Source organism: Candidatus Paceibacterota bacterium, from assembly GCA_016782605.1.
Classification (GTDB): domain Bacteria; phylum Patescibacteriota; class Minisyncoccia; order Minisyncoccales; family RBG-13-42-11; genus BS750m-G71.
This window is the reverse complement of the sequence record JADHYE010000001.1, coordinates 84,168-97,633: the sequence shown is the minus strand read 5'-3', so window position 1 is coordinate 97,633 and position 13,466 is coordinate 84,168. Positions and strand designations below refer to the sequence as shown.

Genomic DNA, 13,466 nt, shown 5'->3' with positions numbered 1-13,466 from the left:
TTGGGGGGGGATATTAAAGATATAAAATAATAATTCAGAATTAGTTCTGCGAATAAAAGTTTGGTTCTGGAAGTTGATATACGGGGTGTGGAAAAGCCGAGCTTTTAAGAGTAGTTGTCAGGAATTTGACCCCTCTTTAAATTTTGGATAAAATATAATAATATTTAACTGAGCTTCCTTCATTGAAGAAGGGAGCGAAGGTGAAGAAGGGTGCGAAACGCTCTTCGACTATTTTTTCTCTAAAAATGGACCAGAATAAAATTACAAAAATTAAAAAAAGGGACGGTACGATTGTTGATTTTGACCAATCCAAAATTGCCAAGGCAATTTTTAAGGCGTTAACGGCCACCGGCCAGGGCGACGGCGATATCTCAAAGAAAGTTTCTGATAAGGTGCTTGTTTTTTTGAATCGCAGATTCAAGGAAGGGGATATTCCGGCAGTTGAGCAGATCCAGGACATTGTTGAAGAGGTTTTGATTTTGGAAAATTTGGTAGACACTGCCAAAGCTTATATTCTTTATAGAGAACAGAGAAGACAAATCAGGGACGCCGTAAAGATCGTTGATGAATCTGTTGAAATGATCGATAAATACATAAAGGAGCTTGATTGGCAGATCAAGGAAAACGCCAATATGGCTTATTCTCTGCAAGGTTTGAATGAATATGTAAAATCTGCAGTGACAAAAAAATATTGGCTGAATAAAGTTTATCCGCAGGAAATCAGAGAGTCTTACAAAAACGGAGAAATGCATATTCATAATCTTGATTCTCTGGCAACTTATTGTTGCGGTTGGGATTTGTATGATTTGCTCCAAAGGGGCTTCAGAGGAGTTTTCGGAAAGGTTGAATCAAAGCCGCCCAAACACTTGAGAATTGCTTTAGGACAAACTGTAAATTTCTTTTACACTCTTCAGGGAGAATCGGCAGGCGCCCAGGCTTTTTCTTCTTTCGATACATTACTGGCTCCTTTCATTAAGTATGACAATCTGAGCTATCAACAGGTGAAGCAGTCAATGCAGGAATTTATTTTTAATTGCGCCATTCCGACAAGGGTCGGGTTCCAAACTCCTTTCACTAATGTCACTTTGGACATCAAACCGCCTGTCAATCTGGCAAAACAGCCGGTGATTATCGGAGGAATGCCTCAGAAAGAAACTTACGGAGAGTTCCAGCTGGAAATGGACATGTTCAACAAGGCTTTTTACGAAGTCTTGATGGAAGGAGATGCAAAAGGAAGACCTTTCACTTTTCCGATTCCGACAATCAGCATTACCAAGGATTTTGACTGGAACAATTCTAGTTTGATTCCGATGTGGGAGGCGACCGCAAAATACGGAGTAAATTATTTTTCAAATTTCATACAGTCAGATATGAAGCCGGAAGACGTGAGAGCTATGTGTTGCCGCCTTAGATTGGATAATAAAGAACTTTTAAAAAGGGGAGGAGGACTTTTCGGTTCAAATCCGCTTACCGGAAGCATTGGAGTGGTGACTATCAATCTTCCGCAAATCGGTTACCTTTCCAAGACAAAGAAAGAGTTTTTTGAAAGATTGGGCAAGGTGATGGATTTAGCCAAAGAAAGTCTGGAAATAAAAAGAAAAATTCTGGAAAACTTCATGGAAAAGGGATTGTATCCTTACTCGAAGTTTTATTTGTCGGGAGTAAAAAAGATGAGAGACCAGTATTACGGCAATCACTTCTCAACCATAGGTTTGGTGGGTATGAACGAATCCCTTTTGAACTTTATCGGTGAGAATATGGGCTCTCAAAAGGGCAGGACTTTCGCTCTGGAAGTTCTGGATTTTATGAGAGACAGGCTGGTGGATTATCAAAAGGAAACTGACAATCTTTACAACTTGGAAGCTACACCGGCCGAAGGAGTCAGCTACCGTTTACCTCATATAGACAGAGAGAAATATCCGGATATTATTACAGCGGGCAAGGAAGAACCATATTATACAAACAGCAGCCAGCTGCCGGTTGATTATACTCCAGATTTTTTTGAGGCTTTGAAACTTCAAGATGAACTTCAATGCAAATATACTGGAGGGACAGTACTCCATATGTTTATCGGTGAAAAAATAAACGACATTGAAAACGTTAAAAGCTTAATTAAGAAAATATTTAAGAATTTCCATTTGCCTTATATTACTCTTACTCCGACTTTTTCAATTTGTCCCACGCATGGCTATCTGTCAGGAGAACATTTTGAGTGTCCGCAATGCACAATAAAACAGCCCTGCGAAGTTTATTCAAGGATAGTCGGGTATATTCGTCCGGTTCAGCAATGGCATGCCAGTAAAAAGGAAGAATTCAAAGAAAGAAAAGAATTCAGCGTTCCTAACTTAGTCAGCGAGTCGAAGAGATAAATCTCTTCTTTGAACTTACTCGCGTTTTTATAAAATTAAATCTCGGTGGTCGATGAAATTAAAATTTCATCTTCATCTTCGCTTCCTTTGGAAGCTCGATAAATGATTGAGATAGGCGGACTTCAAAAAACCACTCTTATTGATTTTCCTGGTCGCGTTGCGGCCACTGTTTTTCTTTTGGGTTGCAATTTCCGCTGTCCTTTCTGTTATTCTGCAGAATTGGTTTTGCCGGAGAAAATAAAACTGCAGCCGAGAATTTCAGAAAAAGATTTTTTTGATTTTTTGGAAAAAAGAAAAGGGCTTTTGGAAGGAGTGGTAATTTGCGGGGGAGAGCCGACAATTCATATTGAGCTGATAGACTTCATCGGAAAAATTAAAAAGCTGGGCTATCTTATTAAACTTGATACTAACGGTTCTAACCCCGGAATGATAAAAAAGCTTATTGACGACAATCTGCTTGATTATATTGCCATGGATATCAAATCATCTTTCGTAAAATATGATAAAGCAGTCGGTATCAAGGTAAATTTACAGGATATTAAAGAAAGTATTGGAATAATAAAGAACTCGGGCCTTGACTATGAGTTCAGAATGACGGTTGTTCCCTCGCTCCATGAAAAAGAAGACGTGATTCAAATTGCTGAGGAGATTGGTCCGGCAAAAAAGTTCTTCTTGCAGAGTTTTCTTCCCGAAAAAACCATTGATCCTGACTTTGAAAAGATAAAACCTTATTCTCAAGACTTTCTTTTGGCGATAAAAGAGGAAATTTCTGGTTTTTTTGGAGTTTGCCAGGTAAGGGGGTAATCTTTTAAGGGGCTTGACTTAAAATTGTGCTTAAATTAAGCTAAATGAAGTTGTGGATAAACCCCGCACCACTTTGTCGTAATTTAAAACCCATCAGTTATAATTTTGATTTTTGAGTAAGAGATTATTGCAAAGTGGTGCGGGATAAAGGTCGGTTTTGAAAAATTTACATTTTTTACAACATTATGGAAGGTTATTGTGTAAAATGCAAAAAGAAACAAGAAATATCTAACGAAAAGGAAGTAACAATGAAAGGAAAGGGCGGGGGAAAAAGAAGAGCCATGACTGGCACTTGCCCCAAATGCGGGACCAAGATGTTCAGAATCATGGGAAACGCCTAATCTTTTCCCAAGAGATAACGTTATTTCTTGAACAGAATCCTGTTTTGATTAACGGGATTTTGTTTTATCGTTTTATTGAGATATTATAGAAAAATGCGCGAGAACAAAGAAAACAGAATATTAGTGGTTTTAATAATTTTATTTTGTTTTAATATTTTGGCTTGGCTAACTGTTTTTGATTTGAATAGACAAGGTTCTTTGGAAGTGAATTTCTTTGATGTTGGGCAGGGAGATGCCATATTTATTGAAATGCCAGGTAATCAGCAGATTCTGATTGACGGAGGGCCGGGCTCAGCTGTTTTGGAAAAGTTGGGAGAAAAGATGCCTTTCTGGGACAGAACGATTGATCTGCTTATCTTAACCCATCCGCACGATGACCACTTGTCAGGCTTTATTAAGGTTTTGGAAAATTATGAAGTGGAAAATGTTTTATGGACAGGCGTTTTAATGGAAACATCTATTTTTGAAAAATGGCAGGAAGCGATTAAGGAAACCAAAGTATATATTGCACAGTCCGGACAAAAGGTAATCGCCGGTATAGTGGTTTTAGAAATTCTCTATCCTTTTGAAAATTTGGAAAACCAAAAAATTAAAGAAGTTGACAACACTTCGATTGTCGTCAGATTGGTTTTCGGAGATAATTCTTTTTTGTTTACCGGCGACGCTTTCCAATCGGTTGAAAAACAGCTGGTTGGAAAAGGTATTTTTATTGAATCCGATATTTTGAAAGTCGGCCATCACGGCAGTAAAACATCAAGCAGCCGAGAATTTATTGAGGAAGTTTCTCCGGAGGTTGCCGTAATTTCCGTTGGTAAGGACAATAAATACGGCCATCCCAATCAGGAAACTTTGGATACTTTGACAAAATATGGTATAAGAATATTCAGGACGGACGAGCAAGGCGATATTAAAATTATTTCCAACAGCAAAAATTATGCAATTTCCAATTTTTAAAACTAAAAATCCGAAAGTAAAAGCAACTTTTGATTTGAATAATCCGAAAGAAAGAGAAAAGTACTTCCAATTGAAAGTGGGAAAAGAGATTAAAAAATTAAGGGAATATTTCAGAAAGGGGAATACTTTCGTCGCTTATCTTGTCGGCAAGAAAAATTCAGGTAAGGGAACATATTCCAAAATGTTCGCTGAGATTGTTGATCCGGAAAGAATAGAGCATTTTTCGATAGGCGATATAATTCGGGGAGTCGACAACGAACTGAAAGACCCGAAAAAGAAAAAGGAGTTTTTTTCCTTTTTGGAAAAGAATTATCGCGGCTGGCAGTCAGCTAAAGAGTTGGTGTCTTTTTTGGAAAAAAGAAGTACAAAAACCCTTTTGCCGACAGAATTGATACTAGCTTTGGTAAAAAGAGAGATCGGAAAAAGACAGAAAAAAACTATTTTTCTTGACGGCTTTCCCAGGGATTTAGACCAAATAAACTTTGCTTTATTTTTTAGGGATTTAATCGGCTATCGTGAGGACCCCGACTTTTTTGTTTTGATTAACGTACCGGAAAAGGTGATTGACGAAAGGATAAAATACAGGATGGTTTGTCCTCATTGTCAGACTTCAAGAAATTTTAAATTATTGCCCACTTCCAAAATAGGCTATGAGGCAAAGAAAAAAGAATTCTATCTGCTTTGCGACAACCCAAAGTGTAGGGGAACGAGAATGGTTCGCAAGGAAGGCGATGATTTCGGCATAAAGCCGATCAAAGACAGATTAAAAAGAGACGGGAAACTGATTAACCAGGCTTTTTCCCTTTATGGTATTCCCAAGATTCTTCTAAGGAATTCTGTTCCTAAGAAATCTGCTAAAAGCTCTGTTGACGATTACGAGATTACCCCGGAATATTATTACGAATGGAAAGGAGATAAAGCAATCGTTAAAGAAAGGCCTTGGCTTGTTCCAGATGATAACAAAGAACCCTCTTACAGCTTGCTTCCGCCGCCGGTTGTCGTTTCTTTGATAAAGCAAATCAGCGATGTTTTAAATTTGTGAGAGCGATAGAAGAAACTTGTTTCTTCGAACTCCCTTCGCTGTTGCTCGGGAGTCGGATGTCGTTGACATCCTTCCTCGGTCGGATGGGCGATGAGGGAATAACCCCTCATCTTTATTTTATTCAGTCGGAAGTCATTTGACATTCCTCCTTCATAAAATGTATAATTAAATTGGCTCTGAATCTAGTTAGTTCTGGTACAAAAGTTTTTTAAGGGAGTCTGAAATGATTCCGCCGCCGTGGCGGCGGACTAGGATTCCCACTTGTAACTTTTTCCGAGAAAACTTCCTAGAAAACAGAGCCACTAAAAAACCGCCATTTCAGCGGTTTTTTAGTTTACTTTTAGGGGTGCAGGGAATCGCCCCGCACAAATCCTCACCATGTTCGGATTATGCGGGGTAAAAACCCTTAGGTAAATAGCAATTACCCACCTTTACCCTGTACCATTTTCGGAGGTCGGGACACTGGGAATCGAACCCAGACTCACACCCACCCCAAGGGTGTATGTTAACCATTACACCATGCCCCGTTTTATTTCTTTTTCGCCATTGCCTTGATGCATTTCGTGCAGGCTTTTATCCTTTTGCCCGAAGGCAATTTAACCCATTGCAGATTTGGTTTTTTTCTTGTTTTCGTTGTTGGATTATATCTTCCTCGGAGTTTCACTCTTCTCCAAACCATTAGAGTTTTTTTACCGCAGATTGGGCATTCGTTTGCCATATTCTTGATGATTTTTTAGAAATGATAAACTACGACTTTTTTATTCTAGCAGAAATTTTTATTTTTTTCAAGTTGTGTTATCATTAAAAGCATGGAAATCGTTTTTATTTTATTAATTTTATTTTTTTCCATTGTCATTCATGAAGTGGCGCATGGAAGCGTTGCTTTACATTTGGGAGACGAGACGGCCAAGAGAGCCGGCCGTTTGACGCTGAACCCCATAAAGCATATTGATCCTTTGGGCACGATTCTTGTTCCTTTGCTTTTGCTTTTTGCCACTTTGGGCAAGGGACCGATTATCGGCTGGGCAAAGCCCGTGCCGATTAATCCTTTGAATTTTCGCGACCAGAGATGGGGAACATTGAAAGTAGCTATCGCTGGCCCGGCAACCAATTTTCTTCTGGCAGTAATTTTCGGATTGGCTATAAGATTTTTGTCTTTGTCCCAGCCTCTTTTGATGCTTTTCAGTATAATCGTTATATATAATTTTGCCTGGGCAGTTTTCAATCTTATTCCCGTTCCGCCCTTTGACGGTTCACATATTTTGTTCTCTTTTTTCCCGGGAAAGCTTCTTGAAATCAGAAGGTTTCTTGAAAGATACGGACTTTTTGTTTTTCTGTTCTTCATTTTCTTTGGCGGATTGAACTTAATTTTCAAGTCAGCTTATTTTCTTTTTTCTCTAGTAACCGGCCAGCCTCTTGTAATTTAATTGGCTTTATGATAAATTGTAATTTATGTGTCCGACAATTCATCAATTAATTAAAAAAGGAAGGAAGAAAGCCAAAAAGCGCACCAAGTCGCCAGCTTTGTCTTTTAGTTTTAATGTTTTAAAGAATCGGCCCAAAAACTTTTATTCTCCTTTTAAAAGGGGAGTTTGTCTGAAGGTTTTTACTTCCACTCCCAAGAAACCAAATTCTGCTTTGAGAAAAGTAGCCAGGGTCAGGCTGACCAACGGCATGGAAGTAACGGCTTACATTCCAGGAGAAGGCCACAATCTGCAAGAGCACTCAGTGGTTGTCTTGAGAGGGGGCAGGGTTAAAGATTTGCCAGGCGTCAGATATCATATAGTCAGAGGCGTTTTAGATACGGCTGGAGTTGAAGGAAGAAAAAAACAAAGAAGCAAATACGGCAAAAAAAGAGAAAAATAATATATGGCTAGAAAGAAAAAAAAGAGAATACCTGTTGTTCCTGATTCCGTTTACGAGAATGTAACCGTAGCCAAATTCATCAATCAGGTGATGAGGAACGGCAAGAAAACAATAGCCGAAAAAATCATTTACGGCACTTTTGATATTATTAAAGAGAAAACAAAGAAAGAGCCTTTGGAGGTTTTTGAAACAGCTATAAAAAACGCTTCTCCTTTACTGGAGATAAAACCGAAAAGAGTCGGCGGAGCAACTTATCAGGTGCCCCGCGAAGTAAGGGGGGACAGAATGGTTACTTTGGCGATGAGATGGATAATTAAGGCAGCCAAGTCAAAAAAAGGCAAGCCGATGAGAGAAAAACTGGCTGAAGAGCTGATTTTAGCTTCAAAGAACGAAGGAACAGCCATTAAAAAGAAAGAAGATACTCATCGAATGGCAGAGGCCAACAGGGCTTTCGCTCATTTTTCTTGGTAAAGTTATGAGGCAATATCCGATAGAAAGATACAGAGATATAGGGATTATCGCGCATATTGACGCCGGTAAAACAACTGTTACCGAGCGAGTTTTATTTTACACCGGCATCTCCCATAAGATAGGAGAGGTACACGACGGCAAGGCTATCATGGACTGGATGGTTCAGGAAAGGGAAAGGGGAATCACCATTACTTCTGCTGCCACCACTTGTTTTTGGACGCCTCTCGATTCAGAGAAAAAAAAGGAAAACGAATACAGGATTAATATTATCGACACTCCGGGCCACATTGATTTCACTGTTGAAGTCCAGAGAGCCTTGAGAGTTCTGGACGGAGCAGTCGTTGTTTTTGACGGCGTGGCAGGAGTGGAGCCGCAATCTGAAACTGTCTGGCGACAGGCAGATAAATTCCACGTTCCCAGGATTTGCTTTATAAATAAATTAGACAGGATGGGAGCTTCTTTTGAAGGAAGCTTTAATTCTATTCTGCAAAAGCTTTCTCCTTGCGCTGTCGCGCTTCAATTGCCCATAGGCGAGGAAGCGAAGTTTGAAGGAATAATTGATTTGCTGGAAATGAAAGTTTTGAGGTTTGAGGGTGACTTCGGTCAGACTATTAAAAAAGAGGAGCTTCCGGCAGACTTAATAGAAAAAGCTAAAGAATGGAGGGAGAAGTTGATTGAGAAAATTGCGGCAGAAGACGAATCTCTCTTGGAAAAATATTTGGCCAAGCAGGAAATTTCCGTTGGAGAGCTGAAAAAAACTTTAAGAAAAGCAACTATTGATTATAAGCTTATTCCTGTTTTTTGCGGTTCAGCTTTAAAAAACAAAGGAGTGCAGCTAATGCTTGATGGAGTAGTTGAGTATCTGCCGAATCCCACTGAGCTTCCAGCTGTCGTTGGTACAGATCCAAAAAACGGTGAGTTTATTGAAAGAGAAGCTTCGGACGACAAGCTTTTTTGCGCTTTAGCTTTTAAAGTGGCCAATGATCCTTATGTCGGCACTTTGACATTTTTCAGAGTTTATTCCGGTTCTTTAAAGCGTGGTTCTTACGTTTTAAATACGACTACCGGCGAGAAAGAAAGAATCGGCAGGATTTTAAGAATGCATGCCAATGAAAGGGAAGAGGTGGAGGAAGTTTTTACCGGAGACATCGCAGCTACCGTCGGTTTGAAAAATACTTCTACTGGCCACACTCTTTGCGACGAGAACAGTCCTATTATTCTTGAAAAGATCGTTTTCCCGGAACCTGTTATTTCAATCAGAATTGAGCCGAAAACAAAAGCTGACCAGGAAAAAATGGGCACTGCTTTAAAAAGATTGATGGACGAAGATCCGACTTTCAGGGTTAAGGGAGATTTGGAAACCAGCGAAACGATTATTTCCGGCATGGGAGAGTTGCACTTGGAAATTATTACTGACAGATTAAAAAGAGAGTTCAAGGTAGAAGCGAATATCGGCAGGCCCCAGGTTGCTTACAAAGAAACCGTTAAAATGGAAGCTGAAGCAGAAGGAAAATATGTCAGGCAGTCAGGAGGCCGGGGACAGTACGGCCATGTTTTTCTGAAAGTGGAGCCGAAAGAAAGAGGTACGGGATTTGAATTTATCAACGAGATAAAAGGCGGAATTATTCCCCGTGAATTCATTCCGGCCGTTGAAAAAGGAGTGATAGAGGCAGCTGATAAGGGGGTGGTTGCCGGCTACCCGATCGTTGATTTGTCTGCTACGCTTTTTGACGGCTCGTTCCACGAGGTTGATTCGTCGGAAATGGCTTTTAAAATTGCCGGTTCCATGGCTTTTCAATCAGCAACCAAAAGAGCTAAACCAGTATTATTGGAGCCAATTATGAAATTGGAAGTGGTTATTCCTGCTGACTTTTTCGGGGACGTTATCGGAGATTTATCAGCCAGAAGAGGCAAAATCGAAGAAACACAAGACAGATTGCAAATGAAAGTAATTGATGCTAAAGTACCTTTGTCTGAAATGTTCGGCTATGCAACCGCTATCCGTAGCTTGACTGAAGGCAGGGGAACCTTTACTATGGAATTTGACCATTATGATGAGGTTCCTGGCAATATTGCCCAGGAGATTATTGAGGGCAAAAGAAGATAATCCACAATTGACAAATATTAGAAGTTTAATAAAATATTATATATCGGTCAGTATATAAATAAATAATAATTAATAGCCGAACTCGCCTCAGGCGAGCGAGGTGAAAGATGAAAACAAAGTTTTCATCGCACAAAAAAAATATGGCAGAAAAAGAAAAATTCGCAAGGGAAAAACCCCATCTAAACATAGGTTCCATCGGTCACGTTGACCATGGCAAAACCACTTTAACCGCCGCTATTCTGAAAATTCAGAAGTTGGCCGGTTTTAAAGCTACCGAAAAATCCATAGACCAGATTGACTCAGCGCCAGAGGAAAAGGCTCGTGGTTTGACAATCAACGTCACTCACGTTGAGTTTGAATCTGAAAAAAGGCATTATGCCTGGATTGATTGTCCGGGACATGCTGACTACATCAAGAACATGATTACCGGAGCTGCCCAGATGGACGGAGCAGTTTTAGTTGTTTCAGCTCCCGACGGCCCTATGCCTCAGACAAGAGAGCACATTCTTTTGGCTAGGCAAGTAGGATTGCCGGCAATGGTCGTATTTTTGAACAAGTGCGATGCAGTTGACGATCCGGAAATGATTAGCTTGGTTGAATCGGAATTAAGAGAGCTTTTAAAGAAATACGGTTATCCGGGAGATACCACTCCAATAATCAAAGGTTCAGCTTTAAAAGCTTTGGCAGCCAATTCTATTGATGATGAAGCAGCCAAGCCCATTTTAGAGCTGGTTAAAGCAATAGACGAATATATTTCAGAACCGGTCAGAGAAATTGATAAGCCCTTCTTAATGGCTATTGAAGACGTTTTCTCAATTGCCGGAAGAGGAACAGTGGCTACCGGTCGTATTGAAAGAGGAATTGTCCATTCCAACGATGAAGTGGAATTGGTTGGTATTAAGCCGACCAGCAAAACAATTGCTGTTAGCGTAGAAATGTTTAACAAGATTCTGGACGAAGGAAGAGCCGGAGACAATGTCGGCATATTGCTCAGAGGATCAAAGAAAGAAGATGTTGAAAGAGGACAGGTTTTAGCCAAGCCAGGTTCAATAACCCCCCATACTGAATTTGAAGGGGAAGTTTATGTTTTAACAAAGGAAGAAGGCGGAAGACACACTCCTTTCTTTACCGGCTACAAGCCTCAGCTTTACTTTAAAACCACTGACGTGACAGGAGAAGTGACATTGCCAGAAGGCACTGAAATGGTTATGCCGGGAGACACAGTCAATTTTAAAGCAAAGTTATTGACTCCTATTGCCATGGAAGAAAAGCAGAGATTCGCCATCAGAGAAGGCGGCAGAACCGTGGGAGCAGGCGTGGTAACAAAAGTAATTAAATAAAGAAAAAGAGATTTAAAGCAAAGGTTCTTTCAAGATGCCAAAAAAGAAAATAACTGAAGTTGAAGAAGAAGCTAAATCCAAGATAAGGATAAAACTGAGGGCTTTCGATCATAAAGTGATTGATAGTTCTGCCCGCCAGATTATCGAGGTGGCTTTGCGTTACGGTGTCCAAACGTTGGGTCCTGTGCCTTTGCCTACGGAAATCCAAAAACAAACAGTCAATCGTTCTTCTTTCGTCCACAAGGATGCGAGAGAACAGTTTGAACTGAGAGTTCATAAGAGATTGATTGACATATTGAATCCGGGCCAGAAAGTGATTGATGCTTTGATAAATTTGAATCTGCCTGCTGGCGTTGATATTGAGATCAAAATGTAATCGGCCAAAAGGAATTTACAAATTCTCATTTTGGTGATATTATAATTAGAAACAATTATGCAGAAAACTTCATGAAGTAATTAGTCAAGCTAACCTTATGAGAATGAATGCGGGGTTAGAATCCCCGTATTTTATTTGAGAAAAGTTTTTATGAAATTCATTTTAGGAAAAAAACTGGGAATGTCGCAGATTTTCGACGAAGAAGGAAAAGTTATTCCGGTCACCCTGATTGAGGCCGGTCCCTGCTATATCACCCAAATAAAGACGAATGAAAAAGACAGATATTGGGCTGTTCAGGTTGGCTTTGTTAAAAAAAAGAAACCTAAGAAAACAGAAAAAGGAAAAGAATTCAGATATTTAAAAGAGTTTAAGATTGATGAAAAGAGCGAGATGAAACAGGGAGATGAAATAAATGTTTCTGTTTTTGAAGAGGGGGACAAAGTTAAAGTTTCCAGCACTTCCAAAGGAAAGGGTTTTCAGGGAGGAGTGAAAAGGTGGGGATTTTCCGGGCGTCCGGCTACCCACGGCACAAAACATGAACAGAGAAGTTTGGGCTCTACGGGAACCTCTTTCCCAGAAAGGGTAATCAAAGGCAGAAAGATGCCTGGCCGAATGGGTGGAGAAAGGAAAACCATCAAGAATTTGAAAGTTGTTAAAATTGATAAAGAGAACAATTTATTGGCGGTTAAGGGAGCGATTGCCGGAGCATCAGGAGGATTATTGGAAATTAAAGGATAATTATGAAAATTAATGTTTACAATCAAGAAGGAAAAGAAATTGGAAATACTTTGCTGCCAAAGGAGATCTTTGACGTAAAGATAAATCCGCAACTGGTTCAGCAGGTTGTTGTTGCACAAATGGCAAACCGCAGGCAGGTTTTAGCCAACGCCAAGACCAGAGGAGAGGTCAGGGGAGGAGGAAGAAAACCTTGGAGGCAGAAAGGAACAGGCCGTGCCAGGCACGGTTCCCGTCGTTCTCCGATATGGCGCGGGGGCGGCATAACTTTCGGTCCGAGAAAAGAAAGAGTTTTTAAAAAGAAGATAAACAAGAAAGTTAAGAGAAGCGCTTTGCTGATGGTTTTATCTGGCAAGGTAAAAAACAATATGATGGTTGTTCTGGAAGATTTGAAGCTGGAAAAGGCAAAAACAAAATTAATGGTAGTTGTCTTGGAAAAGCTTCCCATTAAAAAACAGAGTGCTTTGCTTGTTCTGCCCAAAATGGATAAAAACCTTATAATTTCCAGCAAGAATATCGCTACCATTGAGACAATTCAGGCTAAAGACTTGAACGCTTTGGACATACTTTCTTTTAAATACTTAATCATGCCAAAAGAAGCGATCAAATTGATAAAAGAAACTTTTTTGAAATAATTGTATGGCTATTTTAGATATTTTTAAAAAGAAGACTGCTGTTCCGGTTAAGAAAGAAAAACCGAAAAAAGCTAAAGAAATAAAGCCGGAAAAGAAAGCAGTCAAAGAAGAAGGCCCGAAGATCAAGAAAGCGATAAAGATAGGGGAGGGCTATAAGATTTTAAGAAATCCTCATGTCGCGGAAAAAGCTTCTGATTTGGCGGAAAAAAACCAGTACACTTTCAGGGTTTTTGGAAGAGCCAATAAAACAGAAGTAAAAAAAGCGGTAGAGGATACTTACGGAGTCGAAGTTGTTTCAGTTAGAATTATTAATGTTTCTGCCAAAGAAAGAAGGATAGGCAAGATTAAAGGAATGAAACCAGGTTATAAAAAAGCGATAGCCAAGGTAAAAAAAGGACAGAAAATTGAATTATTGCCACGTTAATT

15 protein-coding genes and 1 tRNA gene are annotated in these 13,466 nt (G+C 39.7%); 14 read left to right on the top strand and 2 right to left on the bottom strand.

The features are described 5' to 3' along the window. Window positions 1-245: 245 nt before the first annotated feature. The 5 genes from ISS83_00625 to ISS83_00605 all read left to right on the top strand — a co-directional run bounded on the left by ISS83_00625 (window position 246) and on the right by ISS83_00605 (window position 5,510). Window positions 246-2,369, top strand: coding sequence for a ribonucleoside triphosphate reductase (locus ISS83_00625; GenBank protein ID MBL7142160.1), 2,124 nt, complete (start codon window positions 246-248; stop codon window positions 2,367-2,369). Window positions 2,370-2,471: 102 nt separating this feature from the next. Further along, window positions 2,472-3,173 carry an anaerobic ribonucleoside-triphosphate reductase activating protein gene (locus tag ISS83_00620; protein ID MBL7142159.1) on the top strand — a complete coding sequence of 234 codons (702 nt, stop codon included), beginning with the start codon at window positions 2,472-2,474 and terminating at the stop codon, window positions 3,171-3,173. 185 nt (window positions 3,174-3,358) lie between these two features. Further along, window positions 3,359-3,514, top strand: a complete 156-nt coding sequence (locus ISS83_00615) for a hypothetical protein (GenBank protein ID MBL7142158.1) — start codon at window positions 3,359-3,361, stop codon at window positions 3,512-3,514. A 93-nt stretch (window positions 3,515-3,607) separates the two neighbouring features. Then, window positions 3,608-4,468 (top strand): MBL fold metallo-hydrolase, encoded by an 861-nt coding sequence (locus ISS83_00610; GenBank protein MBL7142157.1) that lies wholly within the window; start codon window positions 3,608-3,610, stop codon window positions 4,466-4,468. Next, window positions 4,449-5,510, top strand: coding sequence for a nucleoside monophosphate kinase (locus ISS83_00605; protein MBL7142156.1), 1,062 nt, complete (start codon window positions 4,449-4,451; stop codon window positions 5,508-5,510). The genes ISS83_00610 and ISS83_00605 overlap by 20 nt, the downstream gene beginning before the upstream one ends. A 454-nt stretch (window positions 5,511-5,964) precedes the next feature. On the opposite strand, the gene ISS83_00600 is transcribed toward ISS83_00605, so the two are convergent. Together ISS83_00600 and ISS83_00595 are read right to left on the bottom strand one after the other, a co-directional pair. Next, window positions 5,965-6,037: transfer RNA gene (locus tag ISS83_00600), tRNA-Pro, on the bottom strand. Window positions 6,038-6,039: 2 nt separating this feature from the next. Next, window positions 6,040-6,228 carry a 50S ribosomal protein L28 gene (locus ISS83_00595; GenBank protein ID MBL7142155.1) on the bottom strand — a complete coding sequence of 63 codons (189 nt, stop codon included), beginning with the start codon at window positions 6,226-6,228 and terminating at the stop codon, window positions 6,040-6,042. Between the two features lie 91 nt (window positions 6,229-6,319). On the opposite strand from ISS83_00595, the gene ISS83_00590 reads away from it, so the two are divergent. From ISS83_00590 to rplW, 9 genes are all read left to right on the top strand, one after another. Then, window positions 6,320-6,937, top strand: coding sequence for a site-2 protease family protein (locus ISS83_00590; protein ID MBL7142154.1), 618 nt, complete (start codon window positions 6,320-6,322; stop codon window positions 6,935-6,937). Window positions 6,938-6,962: 25 nt separating this feature from the next. Next, a complete protein-coding gene (rpsL, locus tag ISS83_00585) occupies window positions 6,963-7,376 on the top strand; it encodes a 30S ribosomal protein S12 (GenBank protein ID MBL7142153.1) in 414 nt (137 codons plus the stop codon). 3 nt (window positions 7,377-7,379) lie between these two features. Further along, entirely contained in the window at window positions 7,380-7,847 is a 468-nt protein-coding gene (gene rpsG, locus ISS83_00580) for a 30S ribosomal protein S7 (protein MBL7142152.1), read from the top strand. A gap of 4 nt (window positions 7,848-7,851) precedes the next feature. Further along, window positions 7,852-9,954, top strand: coding sequence for an elongation factor G (fusA, locus tag ISS83_00575; GenBank protein ID MBL7142151.1), 2,103 nt, complete (start codon window positions 7,852-7,854; stop codon window positions 9,952-9,954). A gap of 140 nt (window positions 9,955-10,094) precedes the next feature. After that, window positions 10,095-11,294 carry an elongation factor Tu gene (gene tuf, locus ISS83_00570; GenBank protein MBL7142150.1) on the top strand — a complete coding sequence of 400 codons (1,200 nt, stop codon included), beginning with the start codon at window positions 10,095-10,097 and terminating at the stop codon, window positions 11,292-11,294. A 34-nt stretch (window positions 11,295-11,328) separates the two neighbouring features. Further along, on the top strand, window positions 11,329-11,670 hold the full coding sequence (rpsJ, locus tag ISS83_00565; protein ID MBL7142149.1) for a 30S ribosomal protein S10: 342 nt from the start codon (window positions 11,329-11,331) through the stop codon (window positions 11,668-11,670). A gap of 150 nt (window positions 11,671-11,820) precedes the next feature. After that, a complete protein-coding gene (rplC, locus tag ISS83_00560; protein ID MBL7142148.1) occupies window positions 11,821-12,408 on the top strand; it encodes a 50S ribosomal protein L3 in 588 nt (195 codons plus the stop codon). Between the two features lie 2 nt (window positions 12,409-12,410). Further along, complete coding sequence (rplD, locus tag ISS83_00555; protein ID MBL7142147.1) at window positions 12,411-13,040, top strand: 50S ribosomal protein L4; 630 nt, start codon at window positions 12,411-12,413, stop codon at window positions 13,038-13,040. Between the two features lie 4 nt (window positions 13,041-13,044). Beyond that, window positions 13,045-13,464 carry a 50S ribosomal protein L23 gene (gene rplW, locus ISS83_00550; GenBank protein ID MBL7142146.1) on the top strand — a complete coding sequence of 140 codons (420 nt, stop codon included), beginning with the start codon at window positions 13,045-13,047 and terminating at the stop codon, window positions 13,462-13,464. Window positions 13,465-13,466: the final 2 nt, after the last annotated feature.

Excerpts from the sequence above, each read along its gene's own strand:
- rpsL (MBL7142153.1), top strand. The coding sequence starts at position 6,963 with ATGTGTCCGACAATTCATCAATTAATTAAAAAAGGAAGGAAGAAAGCC.
- ISS83_00595 (MBL7142155.1), bottom strand. The coding sequence starts at position 6,228 with ATGGCAAACGAATGCCCAATCTGCGGTAAAAAAACTCTAATGGTTTGG.
- rplW (MBL7142146.1), top strand. The coding sequence starts at position 13,045 with ATGGCTATTTTAGATATTTTTAAAAAGAAGACTGCTGTTCCGGTTAAG.
- fusA (MBL7142151.1), top strand. The coding sequence starts at position 7,852 with ATGAGGCAATATCCGATAGAAAGATACAGAGATATAGGGATTATCGCG.
- rplC (MBL7142148.1), top strand. The coding sequence starts at position 11,821 with ATGAAATTCATTTTAGGAAAAAAACTGGGAATGTCGCAGATTTTCGAC.
- ISS83_00610 (MBL7142157.1), top strand. The coding sequence starts at position 3,608 with ATGCGCGAGAACAAAGAAAACAGAATATTAGTGGTTTTAATAATTTTA.
- ISS83_00615 (MBL7142158.1), top strand. The coding sequence starts at position 3,359 with ATGGAAGGTTATTGTGTAAAATGCAAAAAGAAACAAGAAATATCTAAC.
- tuf (MBL7142150.1), top strand. The coding sequence starts at position 10,095 with ATGGCAGAAAAAGAAAAATTCGCAAGGGAAAAACCCCATCTAAACATA.
- ISS83_00605 (MBL7142156.1), top strand. The coding sequence starts at position 4,449 with ATGCAATTTCCAATTTTTAAAACTAAAAATCCGAAAGTAAAAGCAACT.
- rpsG (MBL7142152.1), top strand. The coding sequence starts at position 7,380 with ATGGCTAGAAAGAAAAAAAAGAGAATACCTGTTGTTCCTGATTCCGTT.
- ISS83_00590 (MBL7142154.1), top strand. The coding sequence starts at position 6,320 with ATGGAAATCGTTTTTATTTTATTAATTTTATTTTTTTCCATTGTCATT.
- ISS83_00620 (MBL7142159.1), top strand. The coding sequence starts at position 2,472 with ATGATTGAGATAGGCGGACTTCAAAAAACCACTCTTATTGATTTTCCT.
- rplD (MBL7142147.1), top strand. The coding sequence starts at position 12,411 with ATGAAAATTAATGTTTACAATCAAGAAGGAAAAGAAATTGGAAATACT.
- ISS83_00625 (MBL7142160.1), top strand. The coding sequence starts at position 246 with ATGGACCAGAATAAAATTACAAAAATTAAAAAAAGGGACGGTACGATT.
- rpsJ (MBL7142149.1), top strand. The coding sequence starts at position 11,329 with ATGCCAAAAAAGAAAATAACTGAAGTTGAAGAAGAAGCTAAATCCAAG.